The organism is Ruegeria sp. YTSA064, from assembly GCF_059610325.1.
Genome location: NZ_JBXWNK010000006.1, coordinates 65998 through 89885 on the forward strand (window position 1 = coordinate 65998; position 23888 = coordinate 89885).

The 23888-nt window shown below is 54.1% G+C and carries 18 protein-coding genes and 1 tRNA gene; 13 read left to right on the top strand and 6 right to left on the bottom strand.

Annotation, left to right across the window (positions count from 1 at the left end; all coding sequences use genetic code 11):
• Window positions 1–107: 107 nt before the first annotated feature.
• The 4 genes from AC2FI7_RS10520 to AC2FI7_RS10535 form a co-directional block, all read right to left on the bottom strand.
• The gene (locus AC2FI7_RS10520) at window positions 108–563 is read right to left on the bottom strand and encodes a YaiI/YqxD family protein (protein ID WP_010441380.1); all 456 of its coding nucleotides are present in this window, start codon (window positions 561–563) and stop codon (window positions 108–110) included.
• Complete coding sequence (sthA, locus tag AC2FI7_RS10525) at window positions 560–2020, bottom strand: Si-specific NAD(P)(+) transhydrogenase (protein WP_010441381.1); 1461 nt, start codon at window positions 2018–2020, stop codon at window positions 560–562. Before sthA ends, AC2FI7_RS10520 begins: the two co-directional genes overlap by 4 nt.
• A 3-nt stretch (window positions 2021–2023) precedes the next feature.
• A complete protein-coding gene (gene fghA, locus AC2FI7_RS10530; protein ID WP_010441384.1) occupies window positions 2024–2857 on the bottom strand; it encodes an S-formylglutathione hydrolase in 834 nt (277 codons plus the stop codon).
• A 103-nt stretch (window positions 2858–2960) separates the two neighbouring features.
• Entirely contained in the window at window positions 2961–3890 is a 930-nt protein-coding gene (locus AC2FI7_RS10535) for an AEC family transporter (protein WP_496816129.1), read from the bottom strand.
• Between the two features lie 161 nt (window positions 3891–4051).
• Here AC2FI7_RS10535 and AC2FI7_RS10540 point away from each other — a divergent pair, with 161 nt between their 5' ends.
• Window positions 4052–4669, top strand: a complete 618-nt coding sequence (locus AC2FI7_RS10540) for a TetR/AcrR family transcriptional regulator (protein WP_010441387.1) — start codon at window positions 4052–4054, stop codon at window positions 4667–4669.
• Window positions 4670–4717: 48 nt separating this feature from the next.
• Here AC2FI7_RS10540 and AC2FI7_RS10545 read toward each other — a convergent pair.
• Window positions 4718–4802, bottom strand: a tRNA-Leu gene (locus AC2FI7_RS10545).
• 765 nt (window positions 4803–5567) lie between these two features.
• Between AC2FI7_RS10545 and AC2FI7_RS10550 the strand changes: the two genes are divergently transcribed.
• The 12 genes from AC2FI7_RS10550 to AC2FI7_RS10605 all read left to right on the top strand — a co-directional run bounded on the left by AC2FI7_RS10550 (window position 5568) and on the right by AC2FI7_RS10605 (window position 21252).
• The gene (locus AC2FI7_RS10550) at window positions 5568–5981 is read left to right on the top strand and encodes a hypothetical protein (protein WP_010441389.1); all 414 of its coding nucleotides are present in this window, start codon (window positions 5568–5570) and stop codon (window positions 5979–5981) included.
• Window positions 5982–5983: 2 nt separating this feature from the next.
• Window positions 5984–7984, top strand: a complete 2001-nt coding sequence (locus AC2FI7_RS10555) for a dynamin family protein (RefSeq protein ID WP_010441391.1) — start codon at window positions 5984–5986, stop codon at window positions 7982–7984.
• A gap of 8 nt (window positions 7985–7992) precedes the next feature.
• Window positions 7993–9636 carry a dynamin family protein gene (locus AC2FI7_RS10560; RefSeq protein WP_480607861.1) on the top strand — a complete coding sequence of 548 codons (1644 nt, stop codon included), beginning with the start codon at window positions 7993–7995 and terminating at the stop codon, window positions 9634–9636.
• 25 nt (window positions 9637–9661) lie between these two features.
• Complete coding sequence (locus AC2FI7_RS10565; RefSeq protein WP_010441394.1) at window positions 9662–10063, top strand: hypothetical protein; 402 nt, start codon at window positions 9662–9664, stop codon at window positions 10061–10063.
• Window positions 10064–10087: 24 nt separating this feature from the next.
• Entirely contained in the window at window positions 10088–10936 is an 849-nt protein-coding gene (locus tag AC2FI7_RS10570) for a hypothetical protein (protein ID WP_496816130.1), read from the top strand.
• 70 nt (window positions 10937–11006) lie between these two features.
• Window positions 11007–13049 carry a dynamin family protein gene (locus tag AC2FI7_RS10575; protein ID WP_010441401.1) on the top strand — a complete coding sequence of 681 codons (2043 nt, stop codon included), beginning with the start codon at window positions 11007–11009 and terminating at the stop codon, window positions 13047–13049.
• A complete protein-coding gene (locus tag AC2FI7_RS10580; protein WP_010441403.1) occupies window positions 13046–14335 on the top strand; it encodes a dynamin family protein in 1290 nt (429 codons plus the stop codon). The genes AC2FI7_RS10575 and AC2FI7_RS10580 overlap by 4 nt, the downstream gene beginning before the upstream one ends.
• A gap of 340 nt (window positions 14336–14675) precedes the next feature.
• Window positions 14676–16871, top strand: a complete 2196-nt coding sequence (locus tag AC2FI7_RS10585; protein ID WP_010441405.1) for a serine/threonine protein kinase — start codon at window positions 14676–14678, stop codon at window positions 16869–16871.
• Window positions 16872–17070: 199 nt separating this feature from the next.
• On the top strand, window positions 17071–18036 hold the full coding sequence (locus AC2FI7_RS10590) for an FHA domain-containing protein (protein WP_010441407.1): 966 nt from the start codon (window positions 17071–17073) through the stop codon (window positions 18034–18036).
• The gene (locus AC2FI7_RS10595; RefSeq protein WP_496816131.1) at window positions 18036–18815 is read left to right on the top strand and encodes a PP2C family protein-serine/threonine phosphatase; all 780 of its coding nucleotides are present in this window, start codon (window positions 18036–18038) and stop codon (window positions 18813–18815) included. The genes AC2FI7_RS10590 and AC2FI7_RS10595 overlap by 1 nt, the downstream gene beginning before the upstream one ends.
• A gap of 23 nt (window positions 18816–18838) precedes the next feature.
• Window positions 18839–20101 (top strand): transporter substrate-binding domain-containing protein, encoded by a 1263-nt coding sequence (locus tag AC2FI7_RS10600; RefSeq protein WP_010441411.1) that lies wholly within the window; start codon window positions 18839–18841, stop codon window positions 20099–20101.
• Window positions 20102–20145: 44 nt separating this feature from the next.
• A complete protein-coding gene (locus tag AC2FI7_RS10605) occupies window positions 20146–21252 on the top strand; it encodes a transporter substrate-binding domain-containing protein (protein ID WP_010441413.1) in 1107 nt (368 codons plus the stop codon).
• A 389-nt stretch (window positions 21253–21641) separates the two neighbouring features.
• Here AC2FI7_RS10605 and AC2FI7_RS10610 read toward each other — a convergent pair whose 3' ends face one another.
• Complete coding sequence (locus AC2FI7_RS10610) at window positions 21642–23855, bottom strand: NADP-dependent isocitrate dehydrogenase (RefSeq protein ID WP_010441415.1); 2214 nt, start codon at window positions 23853–23855, stop codon at window positions 21642–21644.
• Between the last annotated feature and the right edge of the window lie 33 nt (window positions 23856–23888).

Below are 23888 nucleotides of genomic sequence, written 5' to 3' on the forward strand. Positions count from 1 at the left end.
GAACCAAGCACCGGACGAAGATGCAAGCACCATCCGCAGCGTGGTACGCGCTGCACGATCCAACGGGACGCTACGCATCTTTGAAGCGTCACGGACCGGCGGGATTGCTACCCGCGCAATGCGGCGCGTATCTCTCGCTCAAGCACGTCAAGAAAACGCGATCGATCTGCTTTGCCGAACGATTTGCCGCCGCCGCCAGTTCCCAGAGGATTTGCAGCACGAAGATCTGCCATCAGATCGCGCATCGCCAGTTGCTGGCCGATATTGGCTGCCGTAAAAGCCTCACCGTTCGGGCGGAGCACACGAGCATCGGCTTCAATGCACTTCGCGGCAAGCGGGATGTCTGACGTCACCACGATATCGCCTGCGCCGCAGCGCTCTGCGATCCACTTATCCGCCTCATCCGCACCGGCCGCGACAATCACCACCTGCACCAGCGGGTTGGTCGAGGGGCGCAGCCCACCATTGGAGACCAGGACCATTGGCACTTTGTGTCGGGTTGCGACGCGTTCGGCCTCGGGCTTCACAGGGCAAGCGTCGCCATCGATGTAAAGCGTCGTCACGTGTCTTTGGCCTTTGTCGACACTTTCGCCTTCGAGGTGGATTTGCGTACCTTGAACTCTTCGGGAATAGGCATCCGGTTAAAAGCGTCCAATCCCGCAATTTTGTAAGCTTCGGCCAAAGTCGGGTAGTTGAACGTATTTTGGACGAAGTAATCCACCGTGCCTTTCAGGTTCAGCACCGCCTGCGCAATATGGATTAGCTCTGTCGCCCCTTCACCTACAATCTGCACTCCTAAGACGCGGCGGGTCTTGAGCGAGAACAGCATCTTCAGCATACCATGCTCCAATCCCATGATATGCCCGCGCGAGGTTTCGCGGAACCGGGCCACGCCGACCTCGTAGGGGATGCCACGTTCCTGCAGTTCTTCCTCAGACATGCCGCAAGTCGAGATTTCGGGAACCGAGTAGATTCCATACGGGTACCAGGGGCTTTCCGGTAAGGTCGGTGTCTCAAGCGCATGACAGGCGGCGACTCGCCCTTGCTGCAAAGACGTTGAGGCCAGCGAGGGATGCCCGATGACATCTCCGGTGGCATAGATATGAGGCACCGAGGTTTGATAACTCTTTCGGTCCACGCTGATCCGATTGCGATGGTCGGTTTCAATCCCAACAGCGTCTAGGTTCAGGGCCGAGGTTGCACCCATGCGCCCCGCAGCAAACAACAACATCTCAGCCCGGACATGGCGCCCGTTGTCCAGTGTAATCTCGACATGACCGCCCGCATCTTCGATCTTTTCGACGGCCGACCCCAACCGCAGATCAACACCATTTTCACGAACTTGGTGTGTGAAGTCGTGGATTAGCGTCTTGTCGATGAAATCTAGAAATGTCTCGCGTGGTTCAATCAGCGTAACGCGAACATCCAGCGCCGAGAACATGGTCGCGTATTCAACACCGATCACACCGGCACCGATCACACAAAGCGAACGCGGTATTTCTTCCATCTCTAGAAAGTCATCTCCGTCGACGACGGTTTTGCCGTTGAAGGGAACGTAGTCGGGGCGATATGTTTTGGTGCCGGTCGCGATCAGGAATTTTGCAGCTGTCAAACGCGTTGTTTCGCCTGCGTCGGTTGCGACCTCAACCTCATGCGGTCCGATGAACTTGGCTAGCCCGCTCAGCGTTTCCACATGGTTTCGGTTAAATTGGTGTTCCAGCACGTCGACCTCATGATCGAGCGTCATGTGTAGCCGTGCCTTCAGATCTTCCGCGCTGATCTGATCCTTAACCCGGTAGGAGCGCCCATAAAAACTGCGTTCACGCCAGCCTGACAGGTTCAGCACTGTTTCCCGTAAAGTTTTGGACGGGATTGTCCCAGTATGCACTGAAACGCCGCCCAAACGGTCTTTGCGGTCAATCACCAGCACCCTGCGCTGCAGTTTTCCGGCCTGAATAGCCGCCGCGCGCCCCGAAGGACCTGAGCCAATGATGATCAGGTCATAATCATATTTGCTCATGCCTTATTCCCCATACAATGCTTCGGCGTGGAAGGTGATGTGGTCCTCCATGAAGGTGGACACGAAATAGTAGGAATGATCATATCCCGGCTGCAGACGATAGGTGGCTTGTTGGCGACGTTCGGCGATTGCCTGCGCCAATGCTTCTGGGCGCAGCAGGTCCATGAATTGGTCATTTGCACCAGTATCGATCAGGATGGGACCGTTGAAGCCGGTACTTTTCATCATCGCTGACGCGTCGTGCTTAGCCCATGCCGCTTCATCATCGCCTAGATAGGCGCTGAGCTGCTTGCGACCCCACTCCGCCCCTATCGGGTTTGAAATCGGCGAGAAGGCTGAAACCGACCGATACCGCCCAGGCAGATTCATCGCCAGCGTCAATGCACCATGTCCGCCCATCGAATGCCCGGTGATTGCCTGGCGGTCGGCATCAATTGCAAAGCTCTCTACCAACAGCGCAGGTAGTTCCTCGGCGACATAGTCCCACATGTTGAAGTGAGGGGCCCAAGGTTTTTGTGTAGCATTGACGTAGAATCCCGCGCCCTGACCAAGGTCATAGTCTTCATGATCCGCGACCCCATCTCCGCGAGGCGACGTATCGGGGAACGCCAGAGCAATACCCTGTTCTGCCGCCCAGCCTTGCGCTCCGGCTTTGGTCATTGCGTTTTCATGTGTGCAGGTCAGGCCTGATAGATACCACAAAATCGGAACCGGGCCGTCCTTTGCCTCGGCCGGAAGGAAAAGACCAAATGTCATATCACATTTGCAAGCCGAGGAGGCATGGCGATAGACGCCTTGCACACCGCCAAAACAGGCATTTTCCGAAAGGGTTTCCATCGCTCTGATCCTTACGTTGTGTCGGCGTCATGGCTATCGCTCTGTCGCGTCCGCGTAAAGTGCGAGTGCTACCGGCGGGTGGATTATTAGAAAAGTTTGAAGATCAGAGGGTGCTGACCCAACCAATTACCAGCGGGACAGTCAGGATGCTGGCCAAAGTCGACAGTAAGATTGCTGCGGATGCGCGCTGTGGGGCCACTCTGTAATGCGCGGCCAGCATGTAGACATTGCCCGCAACGGGTAAAGACGCCGCCGCGATGGCGACCATGGCTGGAAAGGATGCAACCGGAATCAGCCAGATCACCATAAGTGCGACAAAAAAGGGATGCAGAACCAGTTTGCAAAAACTCAGCCAACCCGCAATCTGTATGCGTTCCGCCGATTTGTCGGCAAGTGACGCGCCAATGGCAAACAAAGCACCCGGTGTCGCCGCACCCCCCAGAATTGTTAGAAAGTCGTTCAAAGGGGCTGGGACGGGCACATTGAATGCCGACCAGATCAACCCGGCAGAGATTGACAAGATCATTGGGTTTTTCAGCAAGCCAACCCCAATCAAGCGCACCGTCGCAAGACCGAGCCGACCATCTCGACCACCGTTGATCAAAATTACGATCAAAGAGGAAAACACAACAAGATCAACGGTTAGAACCAACATCACGGGTCCTATGGCCGCTTCAGAAAACAAGAGCGCCAGCATTGGCAAGCCCAGGAACCCTACATTGCCGATCGCGGCGCATTGGGCTTCAACAGCAGCCGTCGGAATATCCAATCCGCGCAGATAGGCGACGGCCGTCGCCAGTGCATAAACACCCGCCGTTCCAATCAGATACCCGATCACAAGACGACCATTGAAGATCTCGGCAAAGGGCAAGGTGGCTGCAAATCGAAACAGCATTGCAGATAAGGCGAAGAAAAATACGAACTTGGTCAGATAGGCAGTCGCCTCGGGCGGGAAAAATCGGCTGCGACCGGCGCAAAATCCCAGGCCGATGATTGCGAAGAAGGGTAATGTGCGCAGAAAGATCTCGACCATAGCTGTGTGTTAACATGATAGGCCGGGGTCGCAAGGGCGACGCGCGGCAGAAGCTACTCTTGACGGTTAAACGTTGTGACAAAACCGCGATCCAGTTGAATTGCGTTGAAACTGAACCGAACGGTTTATAGTGTTGTAGAATATCGCATTCAGGAGACATCATGACTCAAGCCGCCGCCATCCTGCGTACAGGCCGAAAATTCGATCAGGTTTTGCGCGGGGCGCGCGAGGTGTTCATGGCGGATGGGTTCGAAGGCGCGAGTGTTGATGACATTGCGCGATCAGCGGGCGTGTCGAAGGCCACTCTCTATAGCTACTTCCCCGACAAGCGTCTGTTGTTCACCGAAGTCGCCCAGACTGAGTGCCGGTTAATGTCCGAGCGTATCCTGTCAATGATTGACGAGACCAAACCTGCGCGCGAGGTGCTAACAATTGCAGCAACTCAGCTTACTGCATTTCTGGTTTCAGACTTTGCGCAGCAAGTCTTTCGCATTTGCGTCGCCGAGCGCGACAGGTTCCCGGAACTCGGCAAAGCGTTCTTTGAGGCAGGTCCTCAGAATGGTCAGCGACAGATGGCAGAGTATCTGACCAAAGCGGTCGCAAAAGGAGAGTTGGCTGTCGAAGACGTCAATATTGCGGCCGAGCAGTTTTCGGAGCTGTGTAAGGTAAGGCTATGGGGACGGGCCGCTTTTGGTATCCAAAACAGTTTCAGCCAAAGTGAGATTGACGAGGTTGCTATACAGGCGGTCGATATGTTTATGGCACGCTACGGCGTTTGAGTTTGACGACCCAACGTCAGAGCAACGAATCGATTCTGTGAAGATTTGTGGTGCGGGTGGAGGGACTTGAACCCCCACGCCTTGCGGCGCCAGAACCTAAATCTGGTGCGTCTACCAATTTCGCCACACCCGCAACCCGATGCCAAAGCATCGCGACGAGGCGCTCAATAGCAAAGCTTTTGAGGGAGCGCGAGAGGTAAAGTGCGACAATACACAAGATTATTATCGCCGCACGAGAAACAATAAGACGTCGAATTGCACTTCATCCAAACTCCTGAGAACCGAGTGCAAGTCCGAAGTGGCAATCCGTCGAAAAGGAAATGTCTTTGAAGGGCGGGTTTATTTAGATCAAAGTGCAGAGATTTTCTGTTCGTTGAGATGTCAGAATAGGCTCAATCTTGACATTATTATTGTTTCCAAAAGGTGAACATGTGGACCTTTTTTGATCGTAAGCGTGTTGCACCTATAAGTTGAGCTCACCACGAGGCTTGTGGGCGAAGGGTCGCCAGAGTGATATTTTGGGTGTTGTGTGAGTAGCCTGAAGGAAATTTAAGCAAAGTTACACCTAGTGAGGGGGATCGATTAATTTTGTTAAAAAACAAATAAATATAAGATATATTGAGACTCAATTCTGATCCAGCGCACCAGATTAGAGTTGTCAGTATTGGAATCGGTCGCGGGTCCAGTTGGTGGGTGCTTTTTAGGAATTCTCTTATAGGTTGAGGTATTTATGAGGTCCATCACCTTATTTGTGCCACATTTCAAACGCCAAAATATCCTATTCGCGTCAAAATAACACCGCGGAAATCGTAATTGATTGAACGCAGGAGTTAATGAGTCTTTTTGCCTTCTGGCACCGTGCGAGTTTCTGCTCAACTCCAGAACAAGGGTCTCTGTCGTGACCAACCTGATCAAATCCGCTGCTTCCGAGCAGGACGTTGTAAGTCTTGCCCGAGAAAATTTTATCGGCGAGCTAAAAACTCTGAACCGCCAGCATCCTGGAACTGGTTTCGGCGTTGCGCTCAAAACCCATTCGGGCAATCGCTATTTGCTGGCGAATGCCCGCATGCCTTTGCCGGCAAACAAATCAGAAGATTTTCCAACAGGGCGCCGTGTCGCCTGCCTGGAAAATGGGGAAGGCTTCAGTTCTATCGAAGTGCTTGCCGATTCCTTCGCATATGAATCAATTTCACCGCAAACCGAGGCTGTGATCCTCGGTAACGCATTGGACCTTATCGCGCGCATCGACACGCTTGCGAGCCTGCCGGACGGGGTAGGGGACCAATTTGCCGCAACAGGTACCGGAGGCTAACCATGGCGCGTAACGACCACCTTCTGTCTGTAGGAAACGAGGCTCTGTCCGAAATGACAGAGACAATGACTTCGTTGACGACGCAGATCGACCAACTGACAGAGGTGGCGGATGCGCGTTCTTCCGCGCGGCTCGCTGCGCTCAAGACTAAAATGGAGAATTTTTCAGCCAGCGTCACAATGGTGGGGCAGGTAAAGGCCGGGAAATCGTCCATCGTCAACATTCTGGCGGGGCGACCAAATCTGCTACCCTCGGATGTGAACCCATGGACGTCTGTGGTGACCACCCTGAATATCAATACCCGGACTGAAGGGGGCACCAAGTCCAAGTTTACCTTTTTCGAGCAGGAAGAATGGGACAACCTGATGGTTGGCGGCGGTCGCTTGGGCGAACTCGCAAACCGTGCTGGTGCTGACGATGAGATGGATGACATCCGCCGTCAGATCGGGGAGATGAAGTCTAAGTCCGAGCAAAGGTTGGGCAAACACTTCGACCTGATCCTTGGCCAAAGTCACCAGTATGACTATTTCGATGATGAACTTGTCCAACGGTATGTCTGTCTTGGGGATGAGGATGACCCAGATATCGACCCAAAGACGGGTCGTTTTGCGGATGTGACGAAATCGGCAGAGCTGTTTATGGATATCCCGCAATATCCGATTTCGCTTAAGCTTTGCGATACGCCGGGCGTGAACGATACATTCATGGTGCGCGAACAGATCACTTTACGCAGCCTGCGAGGGTCAGAGGTTTGCATAGTTGTATTGGCTGCAAGCCAGGCACTGACCACGATGGATATGGCGCTGATGCGTATTATCGCTCAGTTCGAAAACCGGCAGATCATTCTGTTTGTGAACCGGATTGATGAACTGTCTGACCCGGTCAATCAGGTCCCCGAGATTCGCGATCGCATTCAGGACACCCTGAAGCAGAACAACATTGACGCCAACACAAGCGTTGTCTTTGGCAGCGCCCTGTGGGCTGAGGCAGCTCTCACTGGAAATCCGGACATTCTGACAGAAGAATCGCGCGAGGCATTGAACACTTTCTACCTGGCTGCCGGTTTCGGCGATCAGGCGGCGTCACTCGACAAGATCTGGGCGCTTTCCGGCCTGCCCGATTTGTTGCTCGCGATGAATGAGCGTATTGCCGAAGGTGCCGGAACGCGGCTTTTGGATCGCGTCCGGCATCGGGCGCGCAATATCGCCAGTCAGATTCGGGCGACAGCTGTTGCTAAGACCTTGTCAAACTCGGATGGAATTGTTCGGGATTTAGATGGTGCGTCGCCAGAAGACGCGATTGCGAGGGTTACAGCCGAATACGAAAAGAAAGCTTCCGAGCTGACAACCAAACTGCGCGACAAGGTACTGGAGCGACTTGCCTCGGCAGAAGCGAATTTTGTCAAGCGCGCAACAGATTCTCTGATCTCACATCTTGAGCAAAATGGAGAGCAGGGTACATGGCAATATGACCCGGCCGGGCTGCGAACTTTGCAGAAAGCCGCATATTTCAGCTTTGCCCGTTCGATGCGCAAGGAAGCCGGTGCGCTGTATTCGGCTGCTGCGGCGGATGTTGAGGCTCTGTACCAGAAACTATTGGGCAACCATTTGGGCGAATTCAATATCGAAGCTCCGATCGTGCCACGCGTGCCTCCGCCACTCGGGATTGGGCGCACTATCGCGCTGGATCTGCAAAGCACCTGGTGGCGCCGATGGTGGCAACGCCGAAAGGGCTTTGAGGCCTATGCCGCAGACTACACGCGCTTGATCGCATCTGAGGCGAACTCGATCACCAAAGATATCGAGGAGAACCAGATTGCCGCCGTGCTGGAGAATGTACGTGCTACGCTGACCGACTTTATGGTCGAGCAGAAAGACACGTTGCTCAGCATCTCGCATTCACCTGACAGGGCTGCGGCACAGATCGCCGAGCAGAAGCCACAGAAATCGCGCGACGATATTCTGGGCGATATCCTGAAAGATCTTAGTAACGAAGCAGCATAAGAAGAGTTATGGTAAAAAATTCACAAACCCGCTTCGTCTCTCCCAAGACATGGAACCGCATCGAGCAGTGGTCCCGCCGCAAACCCGTGTTTGCGCTTATGGGGGAATTCAGTGCAGGCAAATCGACGTTGATGAATTTCCTGCTGCGCAAACAGGCACTGCCAACGCAGGTCACAGCTACGCAGCTGCCGCCGATCTGGTTCAGCTGGGGCAATCGACCCGCTTATATCAAACGCCATGATGGCAGTACGCAGAATATCGAGTTGGATCAGCTTGAACAGGTTGGTGTCAACGACGCCCAGTTCATTCGCATCTTCCTTGAGGCCGATATTCTTGAGGCGGTCGACTTGATCGACACACCCGGGATTTCGGACCCGAAGATTTCGACGGATGTCTGGCAGCGTGCAGTTGGCCAAGCCAATGGTGTGTTGTGGTGCACCCACTCGACACAAGCCTGGCGCGAGACTGAACGTGCCACCTGGGTTTCGCTGCCTGAAAGGCTGCAGCACAAATCGCTGCTGCTGGTGACACGTGCGGATGCTTTAAATCAGAAAGACAGGCAAAAGGTCTTGCGCCGCGTAAATCGCGAAGCGGGTCATTTGTTCAATCGCACGATACTGTTCTCGGCCCGTGATGCCATCATGGCCCGTGACAAAACCGGTGATGCCGAACTTTGGTCACGCAGCGGTGGTGGTAAGATGGTCGACAGTTTCCTGGAGATCACCGAGCAGATTATGGACAAGCGAGCGGATATGCTAGCCCGCTATCAAATTGATAAATCCCTGTCCGAAGCACCAAAAGTGAGCCATTTGCATCCGGAAAGCCGAATGGAAGATGTACCGTTGGTGCATCAGGATCCGCTGGCTGACACTCCGGCTGAAGCGAGCAGTGATGTTGTCACAAGCTTTCCAATCCGCCCTGCCCGCGTCGAGCGCCGCTCAGAAGAAGCTGAGCGCCCGCGAATTGACGTAGACGAGGCAGAACGGATGCGCGCCGAAATGACCTCTGAAGCAGAACCAGCTGATGAAGATCTGCGTTCCGTATTCTCAGAACAATCCGATGACCCGCTGGATCTGAACCTTTTGGCGAACCCGACCCATGACGTCGATGAGTTTGCTTTCATGGATGAAGAAGAGGACCAAGAGGATGCGGAGCTAATTATTCTCGGTCCCGAAGATGAACAAGATGCAACGGTAGAAGCCTCTACATCCGAGGAGACTTTTGTCGATGAGGAGAGCTCGGCTTCGGACATCGAAGTGTCTATCTCGTCGATTACGTCATTGCTTTCTGAGCAATCTGAGGAATCAACAGAAGAATACGAGCCGGAACCGGAATCAAACTCACTCACGCCAGCCAAAGTGGTTGAATTGAGTGGCGAAGCGAAGTCGAATGAAGAGGCGTCTGAAGAACAAGCAGCCGATCCAAGCGTTCTGCCCTCGGAATCGCCACTCAGCGCGTCTGCGATGTGGAGCGAGATCGTAGCGCGGGAAAGTCTGCCTGATGATGCCCAAGGCTTGAAAAGCGCTTTTGCTGCATTTTTGTCCGAGTATGATCAGATTGCGCTGGAGCACACCGCTCGCAATAGCGAAGCCAGCATGCGACCGGTGGTGGAAGCGCGCAAAAACGGTGGAGCAGAATGGCACGCGATCTGAAACATTCTTTGAGGTGGATATCTGAATGTCGATAGAATCCGCCTTAGCCTCGGCCATCGAGACCATACCCGACTGCGTTGCAGCCGGGTATGTTGATATGGAAACAGGGATGCTATTGGGCATTGATGCTGCAGACCGAGAGAGTTCAGATGCTTTAGAAAATCTGGCGCTTTCAGTTGCTAACCTGTTTCAAAGCCGGGGCACAAAAGGCTTTGAGGAATTGTTGCGCACGGCACAGATAGATGAAACGGAACACCCCGGATTTGGGGAAATCGCGGTGTTCGCCAATGATCGTATACATATCTTTCTGAGAACGCCGAAATACCCGGATCACGTTGTCTGCTATATTTGTCGCGACAGCGCGAATACCGGGCTTGCGCTTACAAAATCACATCTCAGCCTCAGCTCGGTGGCTGCTGCGGTATAGACGGAACCAGAGGGGGTTCACGGTATGATGGATGGCGAAATACTCGAATTGCTCGAAGAAATCGGGCAATCTTCGGTCGCGCGTTTATCTCCCGCAGTATATCTGTCGGGCGAAACAGCGCAGGCAAGACGAGGTGAGGTACTGAACGCTATTCGCGGCACGATCCTGCCAAGGAGGCTAGAGTTCAAGGCGGCCGACGGAGGAATGCTGGCGGTTGAAGTGAACAGCTCTCGGATCACCGATGTCTTTCGCTGTGTTTCGGGGCCTTTACCCGATTTTGAAACCGATGCCCGTGAAAACTTGACGGGCCGACTGGCCCAACTGGTTTCTGACATCGCGATCGCCCCCGGCCCTTTAGAGTTGATTTCGCTCAGACCGGATTCGGCGCTTGAAGCGGATGATGTGGGCATAACATTTTCTGAGGTAGAGGCGGCTTGCGGAAATATTGTTCTACCGGATGAGCGGCGTATGACGATTGTTCCGGATGCCACCCCTGAACCTGTAGTAGAAACGGATCAACAGAGCCCATCGGGGATCACTGATGCATTCTATGAAGGTTCTGAACGCTTTGCTTTGGGACGCTTTTTGATTAGCGATGAGGTCAAATTTGATGGGCTTTGTTCCGAAGGGCAGCCTGCGCATCCAGACGAAAACCTTTTGGCGCGTTTCACCAAAGATCTCCTCGGCTGGCAAGCAGATGTATCTAACATACTGTCAGAGCCGCAATTGATCGTAATGCGACCATCCGGGGGTCAAGGTGTTGGCCTTGCGATCCTGCGCGATGATGAGGACGTTGCAGCCGCGTTTCATGACACCCGTAAGCTGGGCGCTGCTGTCAACCTGTGGAAATCTTTGAAAAACGCCGTCGAATGACCGCGTTCCTGCCAAATAGTGTCCATTTTGCAAAGCTAGATGATAAATACGAGTTACCAGGGTAAATCTTATGAGTGAGTTAAACCGCCGCGAGCTTATTCGCATCGCAGAAGACATGAATGGGATGAGCAATGACGAAACACGTCATTTCATCTCACGCATTGTTGACGATCTGTCGAACCTCAAGCCTTCGATCGCTTTCGTAGGCCAGATCAAGGCTGGCAAGTCTCGCTTGATCAATGGTTTCACCGGGCAGGCGGAATATCTACCCTCAGACGTGAACCCTTGGACAACTGTGATCACCGACATGCATTTCGGCCATCCATCCGGCAGGAAATCGGGTGCCGAGTTTCACTTCTTCGACAATCGCCAATGGCAAGCTCTGATCGCTGAAGGCGAAGAGCTGCGCAATATGTTCCCGGACGAGGAAGACAGCTATAAACGCGAGATGATCGAAGAGCAGGTTGAGGCCATGAAAACCCGCGCCAAGCTGCGTCTTGGTGACAGCTACAAACACTTGTTGGGCCAGCATCACGATCTAGATGAACTAACATCAGACGATTTGGCACGATATGTTTGTGCTGGAGATGACCCAACGGATGAAGGGGAACATGACCCCGGTTCGGACCGAGGTCTTTATAGCGATATCACCCGCAAGGCCGAGGTCTATTTTGACATCGGTCATTTTCCGTATCCGGTAACCGTTACCGATACACCTGGTGTCAACGACCCGCTGCTAATCCGCGAGGAAATTTCGCGCCAATACCTCAAGGAATCAGATTTCTTTGTGGTGGTGCTTTCGGCGCATCAGGCGTTGTCGCGTGCGGATCTGAAATTGTTCCGTCTGATGCAAGCGCTAGAGCTTGGTCAGATTGTGGTTTTCATCAACCGTGTTGATGAATTGGGTGGCGGTGCTGAGGATGCCACGAAGGTGCGCGCTGATGTGTTGGACGGGCTTGAGAATGCTTTAGGTAATTCTGATATCGATGTCCTGATGGGCAGCGCCCAATGGGCGCATTACGCTCTGACCGGTGATGAAACCGGCATTGACCACGATCAGATACTCGCTTGGCTTCGGGCTCATCCTGAGCAGATGAAGCAATACCTGGATGGCGTCGAAGAGATTAAGCAAGGCCCCGGCCCTATCAGCCGCGAAGGCGTATTGCGTTTTGCCGCAATGATCGCGTCGGGCCTGCCCGATCTGCGCCGCCATGTGACCAAAGCTCTGACGGAAGGCCCACGTCAGGAACAACTCAATATGGCTTGGCAGCACCTCAACAGTTTTGCCCAGGGTGAGCTTGAGCGCAGCAACGCGAGGCTCCGTGCGATTGAAGAGCAGGACGGGCCTGATACGGCAGATGTTGAAGAAAATAACAAGACACTTACAGATCTGCGCGCGTTAATTGCAGAGAAATCCCAGGCGATCACCAACGATATGGATGACGTGCTGGCCAATCTGCGTGGCGTAATGGACGATACGGTTGCTGAGGCTGTTTCGATTGTCGTACGTGGTCCCGATGGCCAATCCCCTCTGTTGACCAAAGACGGTGATACCGAGTTGAATTTCACACCACTGCGCGAGCGGATGCGAGAGCTTGTTCAAGGCGCGACTCAGGTGGTGCGTCAACGCATGCTTAGTGAGCTCTATGCGATCGACATGCAAAGCAATGCTGCCCTGCGTGCCCTGCCTGGTTGGCAGGAGCCGGTGGACAATCGCATGAATACAAGCGCGGTGCGTTGGTTCAGACCAGACACCAGTGCATTGACGCGGGGTATTACGGTCGAACTGCGTGTGACATGGCTATCGCGACTGATTTCGCGCCGCAGCGTTCTGAACCGGGCGGAAAGAATGATCGTACAGGAATTCGAGATGATTGGTGACGATCTGGTGGATACCGCCAGAATCGATCTGATCGAACGCATGCAAACGGTGCTGGATCACTATTTGGCACTACTTGCCGGACATCTGGAACATCGCGCCGGAACCGACGATACAAATGCTCGTGCCGACGCTCAACGTGCGGTTGACCAGGCCCGCCGCATCAGCGATGAACTGGGTGCGGTACATGGAACCGCACCCGTGGACACTCGACAGGCAGAGGCCGCAGAATGATTGAATTCCCCGGAACCGAGAAGGAAGTTCGCCAGTTAGAGCGTTTCCTGACTGCTACTGGAAGCGCCCCTTCGTCGGTTGAGCTGGACGATATGCGTTCCCGCGCTTTGGCTCATGCCGAGCGGCTTTCGAACGCGGTGTCCATCGGTTTTGCCGGGGAATTTGGCGCCGGGAAGTCCAGCCTTGCCAATATGCTTGCAGGTGCTGACATTCTGCCCACCGGGCCGCAGCATCTGAAACTGCCGCTGGTTATCGTCGCTTACGCTGATACACCTGAAACCACCGTTGGTTGGTGGGACAAAGAACCCAAGGTCTACTCAGGGATTGCGCTGGAAAAAGCCGCAGCTGACGAACCTGATTTCATCTCGGTCGGGTTGAACACCCCTGCCCTACAAGAGATCTCGCTATTCGACCTGCCCGGTGCCGGTGCTTTGGATGATACATACAAGCAGACACTGGGATTGCTGGAGTATGTGGACTGCGCCATTTGGTGTACCAACGGAACCAACGCCTGGCGCGAAACTGAACGGCATTTGTGGGCGCAGGTGCCACAGAAGCTGCGCGATAACAGCTTGTTGGCCGTAACCCACGCCGACTTGCCTCCGGTTCGGGATTCTCTGGATCGGGTTGTTGCCCGACTGAATAAAGAAAAAGGTGATCTGTTCCGTGCGGTTGTGCCCATTGGCACGCCGGTTGCCGTGCGTGCAATGGAGCAGGAACCCGAGCCTGACTTTGATCTTTGGGAGACCTGTGGTGGCCAAAATTTGGCCGAACAGGTGTTAAGCGTTGCGACTGACCATCGACGCCATGATCTTGAAGCAGCTCAGAAGGACTTGGTCGAAGAATTTCTGCCTTATCTGGAAGAACTCATAGGGGTTGAAGAAGAACGTGACGCTAAGGCTGATGGCATTGCGGTCCAATCAAGCTTAGAAACCGCCCTGCCCCCTCTGGATAATCCAATTCTCGAAGATTGGCTTGCAGCCATCGCCAGTATCTACAACGACCTGCGTGAAAGCTCGGATATCGAGCCTGCGGCCTTTCTGCAAAGTTGTCAGGAAATTGTTGAGGATTTTGCCGAGAGGTTGGAATCCGGATCCGAAATCGACCCCGAGGCTGATTGGATTCCGGCTGAGTTCGAAAAGGCAACCGACCTGCTGTTGCTACTACAATTCGAGAGTGGCGATGCACCTCTCAAAGACGCGATCAGCATCCTTGCACAGCTTAGCGACAACCTTGCATGGGCCGGCAGCTCGGTCGCGTCTGCCCCTCCGAAAACCGGAACGTAGGTTTTTCCCGCAATAATTGAGCCGCAACGCAGCGATTCGAAAGGATCGGAATCACCGCGCTATTGTTTCGATTTCGTGGACCAAGCGCGGTTTTTGAAGATATAGAATCCGATTAGCTCACCTTAGGAATACACTATATTGTATGCAGAGCGTTAGGCGCTACTATATGTGCGATTTCTGAATTTTTGATCCTTAGTGAAGCCATCAGGTGGCCCAAATAAAGTCAAATTTGAAACGTCTAACCGTCTAAAGTGTCCTGCGGTTGTGTTTGGTTGTGAGTTCGCGGGCTAAAGCCCTGGTTATCTAAGCCGCAAAAAACGAGTAGAATGGGCGGGAAGAAATGAGCCACAACCAGGCTGTCGGCACAACGCACGACGAACCTCAGATCGAAGGATTGCAGCCAGGCGCGAAGCTGCTGCGCGGTCAGTATGAAATTCTCCGTTTTTTAAGCAACGGTGGATTTGGTATAACCTATCTCGCACGCGATAGTCTGGATCGCGATGTTGTCATCAAGGAATGCTATCCTGGCGCACTTTGTCAGCGGAATGGTGATCTGGTCGAAGCCGCCAATCCCGACCAAAAGGATGACCTCCGCGCCATTATCGATCTGTTTATTCAGGAAGCGCGCAACCACGCGCGGCTAGTCCACCCAAACATTGTCGACGTGCATCAGGTGTTTGAAGACAACAACACCGCCTATATCGCTATGGACCTGATCCGTGGCTGCGATTTGTTGGACTATGTCGAAAATCCTGACAACAAAAGCGGGCCTGATTTCATAGTTCAGGTCACCGAAAAGATGCTTTCTGCGGTGTCGTTCATTCACCAAAGCGGCATGTTGCATCGCGACATATCGCCGGACAATATCCTGATTGACGAAAACGGCGAGCCGGTCCTGATCGACTTTGGTGCAGCGCGCGAACAGGCGGCAAACAAATCGGCGGCCCTATTGACGTTGCGCGTGATCAAGGATGGGTATTCACCACACGAATTTTACGTGCGTGGGGCGGAACAAGGGCCCAGCAGTGATCTTTATGTGCTTGCTGCAACCCTGTATCACGCGATTGGTGGCGAGCGACCGATTGATGGTCAGACACGTCTGAACGCATTCAACAACGGACAAGACGACCCATACATCCCGCTAGCCGGACGTTTCAAAGGCTATCCCGATGGATTCCTTGAGGCGATTGATAAGGCGATGGAGGTTCACACCCCTGACCGCTTGCAAACCGCGTTAGACTGGTTGCGCATGTTCCGTGGTCCCGGGGTGATGTTCGACAGTTTCGCCTACCGCCCGGTCTCAGTCATTGTAGGCATGGATCGTAAAGACGAGCAGGCCGAAAAAGAACGGATCAAAGCGGAAAGCGAGAATGCCGAAGCTGTTGTGACTGCCTTGCTTGCAGGGAATTCTGATCTGGCGCTCGGCAATGAGGAAAAATCCGAAGACGATCTCGCAAAATTTGCACCCAAAGACGAAGCCGTCGCAGCAGTAGATACCGTTATCAAAAGCGGTTCAGGTGGCAGTGGCAAGGTAATCGCAGGTGCCGTTGTCGTCGCGGCGGCGTTGGCAGCCGGTGGGTACTTCATGTTGTCAAGTGATCAGCCGACACATGAGGCAACTCAGGTAACACCCGACTCAATCGAGGCAACGCCGGAGCCGATCGAGCAGGCCGCAGTTTCCCAGACCGAACCGCAACAGGTTGAAACTGTCTCGGTCACAGAGCCTGAGGTCGTAGCGGCAGACCCAGAAGATGCACAGGCAGAACCGGTTGTCGAAACAGAAACCAAACAGGAAGATCCTGTCGAGCAAACACAAGTGGCATCAGAGGTGCCCGCTGCAGTTGATGCGGAAACCGCTCCCTCAGATGAAGCCGAAGATGCAGCGGTACAGACAGCGCTAAACGATGAGACCACTTCAGAACCGGTGACTCTGGCGGAAAATCAAGTGGCCTTTGGGCATTGGGATATTGAAGTGCCCTTTGACATCTCCAAACGTCGCAGTGCGACAGGCAGTGTCATTGCGATCAATGATGTCGACGCGAACCTGAACACGGCTGTCATCGGCGACTGGGTGAAGCGTGGAACCACGATCTTTAGGCTCAACAGCGAGCCGATCCGCCCGGATGCAACTCTGGTTTCACAGGTTCTGGATAATTTCTCGGTCGATCCGGACGGGTATATCCGTGTTGCGGCGCGTTATCGTGAACTGGGTCAGACGCGTGCACAAAACGGGCTTTTGGCACTGCCTGCCCATCGTATGTTTGGATTGCAGAACGGATACACTTTTAAAGCCCATCATACAGGTGACGCGGGGTGGCAAACCGTTGTTGCCTCTGCCCCGGAAAACAGCGTGGGGGGCTTGCAAAAAGGTGATGTTGTTCTGCGTGAAGCGCAGACAGGTACGGCACTCGACCAGCCAGAAAGCCTTGATGACATTCTCGCTGTTCTTGCTTCCGACAATCAGCCCCAGGCGCGCTTGATCATACTGCGTAATGGCGGAGAAGGCACTGCGGTTATGCAGCTAACGCAGGAGTAATTGAACCGGTTTATGTGAAAATCGCCAGTGTGTGAACTGGGGGCGGCATCTCCATCGTCGCCCCGTCGGGAACCGGACCGTCGCGAAGTAAGAGTTTCCCTGTTTCTTATTCAATAGTGCCTCTGCCCTTTTAGGCAGCGGTTAGTAGCCATCCTGCGGGCTGATCCCCGCAACAGAAAACAAAGAAGGTGTCGTCACCATGTTTAAATACAAAAGCCCTCTTAGCCGGCTTCTCGAGGGTGCCGGCAAACCGAAAGAAGATGAAGCGGTGGAAGCAGACGTGGTACAGGATGAAAAGCCTGAGCCAATTGCCGACTTCAACGCACTGCGCGCTGCACTGGCTGGTGGCAACGTGAGTTCAGACAACTATGAAGAATCTGACGAATTAATTCCGGAGGAGCCTATGCCGGAGTTCGAAGAAGATCAGATCGTTGAAGAAATTGTGGAAGAAGAAGCGTCTGACTTGCAGGAAGCTGAAGACGAAGACGAGCAAATTGTGACGCTTCATCTCAGCACTGAGGATGAAGCCGAGGACGATAAGACACTCGCCGCCGTCGCGGAAATAGCGACTGCGGAGCCTGAGGAAGCCTTTGAAGCCCAAGCTGAGATAGAAGCAATTGCGGAGCCTGAGCCCGCACCCGAACCGGAGGCGGTCTCGGTTGTAGAAGTGACTGAACCTGAAGCGCCAGCCGCGCCTTCAGCAGACCGGCGTTCGCGCGTAAAGACCACTTTCCTGGGCTTTGAACGGGCAGACACGCATGTTCAGGACTTGATGGAAACAGCCGAACCTGTCGCAAAAGCCGAGGCCGTGCAACAAACTTTCCCTGTCGGATGGTTGGTTGTAACCGCCGGTCCGGGCCGAGGTGCCGCAATCACATTGACCGAAGGGTTGATGCAGATTGGCCGGAACGATGATCAAGCTATTCAGTTGGATTTCGGAGATACCGGAATCTCGCGCAGCAACCATGCTGTTATCGCCTATGATCCTGAGGATCGGAAATGTTATCTGGGTCATGGCGGCAAGGCCAATCTGGTCCGTCTGAATGGCAAACCCGTGCTGAGCACCATTGCCCTGTCAAACGGAGACTCGATCCGCATCAGCGAGACATCGATCCGTTTCATGGCCTTCTGCGATGATGGCTTTGACTGGCGGGATGCCGATTAATGCTGGCGACCCCTGCATATGATATTGCCCTGATCCTGGACCAGGGTCAGCGCGACTCGCAGGAAGACGCGATTGCCGCACGGGTCTCTGATACGGCGGATGCAGGATATGTCGTCGTTGCCGATGGTATGGGTGGCCATGATGCGGGTGAAGTTGCCTCGCAGCTGATCATTTCTGCCTGGCGCGACGCGATGGATGCCCAGTTGGATGAGCCTGACCTTGTTCAGAGCGCACTGCTCGACGCTCTGCCGATGGCCGCAATGCAGGCTAACGCCGCAATCGCCAGCCATGGCGAAGAGAACAAGGTCAACTTGGGCTCTACCCTTCTGGGCATGCTGATGTTGGAGCAGCGGATCTTTTGGATTTCGATCGGCGATAGCCCCTTGTATCTGTTTCGCGATGATACCCTGTCACAGATCAACGAGGACCACTCGATGGCCCCGATGATCGATGCGCAGATCGCGCAGGGTCTGCTCAGCGCAAAAGAGGCGCAGATGCATCCGGATCGCAACCAGCTGACCTCGGTCATCATGGGCGCTGCAATCCCGAAGGTTGATTGCCCGGAACAGCCTTTGGACCTGGTGCCGGCAGATATTCTGATCCTTGGCAGTGATGGACTGCAGTATCTCGATAACACCGAGATCGAGATTTTGCTGCGCACTCATAATCAATCTCCGGCCCGCGATATCGCCGACGCGCTTCTTCAGGCGCTAAAGGCCAAAGCAGACCCGGATCAGGACAACATTTCAATCGCCGTGGTTAAACCGGCACAGACATGAACTAGGCAGAGAAACAGGAAAAAATGAGAAACCATCTTATCATATCCGGCCTCGCTCTAGCAGCCGCAACAGGGACGGCTTCAGCGCAAGAGGCGTGTTCAACCTACGAGATCCAACGCGGCGATAGCCTACGGGAGCTGGCGATCGCGGTGTATGCGACCGAAGACTATCGGTCAATATACGATGCAAACCGCGATGTAATTGGCTCGAACCCAAATATCATTCGTGTTGGAGATATTTTGACATTTCCTTGTCTGGAGGATTTGGGGCGTGAAGCTCTGGTTCCTGATACCGAGGCTGGTCGTATAGCGGCGGAAATGGCGGCGGAATTAGTCAAAGCAGCGGAAGAGCGTGCCGAAAAAGCCATTGCCGCGGCAGAGGCACGCGTGGCTGCTGCTGAGGCAGAAGCGCAAAAAGCAAGCGAAGATGCGGTAGTTGCTGCAAAAGCGGCAGCTTTGGAAGAAATCGAAGCCGCTCGTGCCGAAGGTGCAGCGCTGATCCGAGACGCAAAAGGTGGCGAGCGCCCGGAAGTTCGTGACCGTCAGATCTTGATGATCACAGGTGGCAACTATGCTCCGTTCACGGACGAGGCTTTACCAAATCGTGGGCTTTATACAAACCTCGTGGAAACAGCGATGCTGCGAGCCGCGCCCGAACAGCCGTATAAAATTCAGTTCGTGAATGACTGGTCTTCGCATCTCGATCTTCTGATGCCAACCCTCGCCTTTGATGCCACATTCCCTTGGTCGCGTCCAAATTGCGACGCAGCGGATGGTCTGTCTGAAAAGGACCGTACTCGGTGCGAAACCTATAACTTCTCGAACCCATTCTACGAAGTTGTAGATACCTTCTTTGCGAAGGGCGGGTCGGGTTACGAACAGACTTTGACCTATTCGGATTTCGCTGGCGCCACGATCTGTCGGCCAGAAGGCTGGTCGCTGTCACATATGGATGCGGTCGGTCTCTATGAGCCGGCAATCACCCTGATGCGGCCAGTATCGCCGGATGATTGTTTCCATGCAGTCATGGATGGCACCGCCGATATTGTCGCAATCGAAGCCCACTTGGCGGTCGAGGCAATTGGACGGCTCGGCTATGAGCATCAGATCATCGAAAACCCCAATCTGGCGGCAATCAAGTCGCTTAACGTCATGACCCACAAAGATAATCCAGATGGGGAAGCCGTCCTTGAGACGCTCAACCAGGGTCTGGCGATCATGCAGCAATCTGGCGAGTGGCGCGACATCGTATCAACCGCACTGCGCTATCAAATGGAAAATGGCTAGGGCCCCCGAAGGCCTGACAAAACAAAAGTCTGGAGGAAGTGGACATGTTTAACAAGAAACTGAAGAAAGCAGTACTGTCGGCAACAGCCCTCACCGCCCTGAGCGCAGGCGCAGCTGCCGCACAAGAGGCCTGCTCTAACTATACCGTTCAGGATGGTGACACACTGGCAACCATTGCCATCGCCGCCTATGGCACCTCGAACTATCAGCCGATATTCAACGCGAACCGCAACGCGATCACCAATCCAGGTTCGCTTGAAAATGGCTTGGTTCTGGCTTTGCCCTGTGAGGATGGCAGCCTGCCAAACGGCCAGAGCGCGCAAGAACTGATTGCTGCTGAAGAAAAGCGTGCAGCGAGTGTCAAACGCTCGAACGTCTATGCACCGCCGATCAAGATGGTCGCAGGCAACGGTTGGGAACCGTTCACAACAGAAGACCTGAGCGGCGGCGGCATCATGACCCGACTAGCTACAACAAGCCTCCAGCGTGCAGGCAACAGCCGCGACTTCTCGGTCAGCTTTGTAGATGACTGGAGTTCGCATCTGGACACACTGTTGCCATTGGGTGCGTTTGATATTTCGATCGCGTGGACTGTACCGGATTGTACCAACCGCTCTTATGAGTGGTCTGCAGAGACCGAAGCCCGCTGCACCCAATTTGTCGCTTCTGTTCCGGTGTATGACATCGTCGGCGGCTTCTTCACTTTGCCTGAAAGCGAGTACGCAAAGGCAACGGATTTCTCAGACCTTGAGGGATCAACCATTTGCCGTATGGCAGGCTGGAGCATGGTTGTACTGGAAGAACAAGGTCTGAACCGCGAGAATACAACGGTTGTTCAGCCCAATTCGGCCCGAGATTGCCTTGATGCGGTATTGACCGGAACCGCAGATGTGGCCGCGTTCGAGGTCGACCTGTTCGCATCGACAATGAAAGACATGGGTTTGACTTCGGCTGACATCGTTGAAAACCCGTATGTATCCACTCTGTCGTCGATGAGCTTCCTCGCACATCGCACCAACCCGTTCGCACGCGAATACATAGCGATGATGAACAAGGGTCTGATTGAGATGCGTGAATCCGGCGAATGGTATGCGATTATCTCGGACACGCTGCGCGAACAGAACGAAAAGCTTAACGCGGCATCCAACTAATCCCTCGGTCGATACGACCATTTTTGGGCCGGTCTTCTGACCGGCCTTTTTTTTATCAGGTCATTACTGACGAAAGAGAGTAGTAGAGCGCAAGAACCACAAGGCGAAGAATCACGGCTCGAAAACAGTGTATTGGGCTTAAAACGCAGACATAATGCTAACAAAAAACACTTTTTGCTAATAAAAAGCAGCTTCCTACGGGAATCCCCCAATATTCAGTGCGAGTAATAAGCGTAGGATTAACTCAACTGCACCGGTGAGGCGATAGCCCCACCACTCACTCAGAAAAGGGTTGGCTATGGGGGTCGGCCCTTTTCTTATTCTGGAAACAAAAAACCGGCCCACAATGGGGCCGGTAGATTTTTTGGGCATCGGTACCTGAACCGCGCTTAGTCAATAAGCGCGTTCAACGTCGCACTTGGCCGCATCACGGCTGCCGCTTTGGCGGGATCGGTGTGATAATAGCCACCCAAATCCGCAGGAGCGCCTTGGGCCGCTGCCAGCTCTGCCAGAATCTGTTCTTCCTTGTATGCCAGCTCTTTTGCAAGCGGTCCAAACTCGGCGGCAAGATCAGCATCATCGGATTGCGCAGCCAGAGCATCGGCCCAGTAGCGGGCGAACCAATAGTGGCTATCGCGGTTGTCCGGTTGACCAACCTTACGACTGGGCGACTTGTTGTTGTCCAGAATACCCTGTGTCGCCGCTTCGGCAGCCGCACCCAACACGCCTGCTTTGGTGTTGCCCTTACTGTCTGCCAGGAAGTTCAGAGACTCTCCGAGTGCACAGAACTCACCCATGGAGTCCCAGCGCAAGTGGTTTTCTTCAACCAACTGCTGCACGTGCTTCGGAGCCGAACCGCCCGCGCCGGTCTCAAACAAACCACCGCCATTCATCAATTTAACAATCGACAGCATTTTGGCCGATGTGCCCAGTTCGAGGATCGGAAACAGATCGGTCAGGTAGTCCCGCAACACATTACCGGTGATGGCGATGCTGTCCTTGCCTGCCGTGATGGTCTCCAGCGACTGGCGGGTCGCTTCGCGCGGGGCCATGATGAGGAATTTGTCCGCCACACCCGCAGCCTCAAGCGCGGGTTTGACATATTTGATCAGCTCGGCGTCATGGGCACGGATGGCATCTAGCCAGAAGATCGCCTCGGAACCAGTCAGGCGCTGACGGTCCATCGCCAGTTGGATCCAGTTCTCGATCGGAGCTTTCTTGACGGTACAGGCGCGCCAGATGTCACCCTTTTCAACGGCATGCTCATGCAGCGTTTCGCCATTGGCCAGCACGATACGGATGGTTCCGTCAGCAGGCGCTTCGAACGTCGTCGGGTGCGATCCGTATTCCTCGGCCTTTTGCGCCATCAATCCAACGTTGGCGACGGCGCCAGCGGTGGCTGGATTCAGCGCACCATAGGTTTTAAAAAAGTTGATCGCCTCATCATACACCGGTGCATAGCAACGGTCAGGGATCACGCAGTTGGTATCGCCCTTTGCACCCGTTTCGTCCCAACCTTTGCCGCCTGCGCGGATCACGGCGGGCATCGATGCGTCAATGATCACATCTGACGGGACGTGCAGGTTGGTGATGCCGCGATCAGAGTCCACCATGTACATCGAGGGGCGATCTCCTTTGATCGCGTCGATTGCGGCGACGATTTCTGCGTTGCCCTGAACCCGTTCAAGCAGATCACCGAGCCCTGAGTTCGGATTTACGCCTAACGCATCCAATTCTGCGCCGAATTTCTCGAATACTGGCGCCAGCCAGGCTTTGACAGCATAACCAAAGATGATTGGGTCACTGACCTTCATCATTGTCGCCTTCATGTGCAGCGAGAACATGGTGCCGTCTTTCTTGGTGTCTTCGATGGCATCTGCAAGGAAGGAGGACAGAGCCTTGACCGACATAAAAGTAGCATCCGCCACGGTACCTTCAGCCAGCGGCCATCCGTCTTTCAGAACTGTTACCCCGCCGTCTTTACCGACGAATTCAATCTTTGCATCGCCAGCCTGGGTTGCCGTGATAGTTGCCGATTTCTCGTTGGCGTAAAAGTCGTTGCCTGACATCGACGAAACTTTGGTCTTGCTGTCAGCGCTCCATTCCCCCATCGAATGCGGGTTTTTCTGAGCATAATTCTTTACGGCACGTGCAGCACGGCGGTCGCTGTTGCCTTCCCGTAGCACAGGGTTCACAGCTGATCCTTTGATGGCGTCATACCGCGCGCGGATTGCCTTTTCTTCATCTGTCGAAGGCTCTTCAGGATAGTTTGGAATGTTGTAGCCCTGCGACTGCAGCTCTTCGATGGCAGCCACCAATTGCGGTACCGAGGCCGAGATGTTCGGCAGTTTGATCACATTTGCATCTGGAGTTTTCACCAACTCGCCCAATGCAGCTAGGTCATCAGTGATGCGTTGTTCGTCTGTCAGGTTCTCGGGGAAGGTCGCGATAATACGCCCGGCAAGCGAAATGTCTTTGGTGCCGACGCTGACACCAGCGGCTGATGCAAACTTGCGGATGATGGGCAGGAACGAGGCGCTCGCCAGTTCAGGCGCTTCGTCTACAATGGTATACAATACGTCGAAGTTCGATTTTTCTGCCATATTCCCTTACCTTTTTTAAGCCTTTCAGGGGCG

Bases quoted from the DNA above. Each gene is read 5' to 3' on its own strand.
- sthA (WP_010441381.1), bottom strand. From the start codon at position 2,020: ATGAGCAAATATGATTATGACCTGATCATCATTGGCTCAGGTCCTTCG.
- fghA (WP_010441384.1), bottom strand. From the start codon at position 2,857: ATGGAAACCCTTTCGGAAAATGCCTGTTTTGGCGGTGTGCAAGGCGTC.
- AC2FI7_RS10535 (WP_496816129.1), bottom strand. From the start codon at position 3,890: ATGGTCGAGATCTTTCTGCGCACATTACCCTTCTTCGCAATCATCGGC.
- AC2FI7_RS10540 (WP_010441387.1), top strand. From the start codon at position 4,052: ATGACTCAAGCCGCCGCCATCCTGCGTACAGGCCGAAAATTCGATCAG.
- AC2FI7_RS10555 (WP_010441391.1), top strand. From the start codon at position 5,984: ATGGCGCGTAACGACCACCTTCTGTCTGTAGGAAACGAGGCTCTGTCC.
- AC2FI7_RS10560 (WP_480607861.1), top strand. From the start codon at position 7,993: ATGGTAAAAAATTCACAAACCCGCTTCGTCTCTCCCAAGACATGGAAC.
- AC2FI7_RS10565 (WP_010441394.1), top strand. From the start codon at position 9,662: ATGTCGATAGAATCCGCCTTAGCCTCGGCCATCGAGACCATACCCGAC.
- AC2FI7_RS10570 (WP_496816130.1), top strand. From the start codon at position 10,088: ATGATGGATGGCGAAATACTCGAATTGCTCGAAGAAATCGGGCAATCT.
- AC2FI7_RS10575 (WP_010441401.1), top strand. From the start codon at position 11,007: ATGAGTGAGTTAAACCGCCGCGAGCTTATTCGCATCGCAGAAGACATG.
- AC2FI7_RS10580 (WP_010441403.1), top strand. From the start codon at position 13,046: ATGATTGAATTCCCCGGAACCGAGAAGGAAGTTCGCCAGTTAGAGCGT.
- AC2FI7_RS10585 (WP_010441405.1), top strand. From the start codon at position 14,676: ATGAGCCACAACCAGGCTGTCGGCACAACGCACGACGAACCTCAGATC.
- AC2FI7_RS10590 (WP_010441407.1), top strand. From the start codon at position 17,071: ATGTTTAAATACAAAAGCCCTCTTAGCCGGCTTCTCGAGGGTGCCGGC.
- AC2FI7_RS10595 (WP_496816131.1), top strand. From the start codon at position 18,036: ATGCTGGCGACCCCTGCATATGATATTGCCCTGATCCTGGACCAGGGT.
- AC2FI7_RS10600 (WP_010441411.1), top strand. From the start codon at position 18,839: ATGAGAAACCATCTTATCATATCCGGCCTCGCTCTAGCAGCCGCAACA.
- AC2FI7_RS10605 (WP_010441413.1), top strand. From the start codon at position 20,146: ATGTTTAACAAGAAACTGAAGAAAGCAGTACTGTCGGCAACAGCCCTC.
- AC2FI7_RS10610 (WP_010441415.1), bottom strand. From the start codon at position 23,855: ATGGCAGAAAAATCGAACTTCGACGTATTGTATACCATTGTAGACGAA.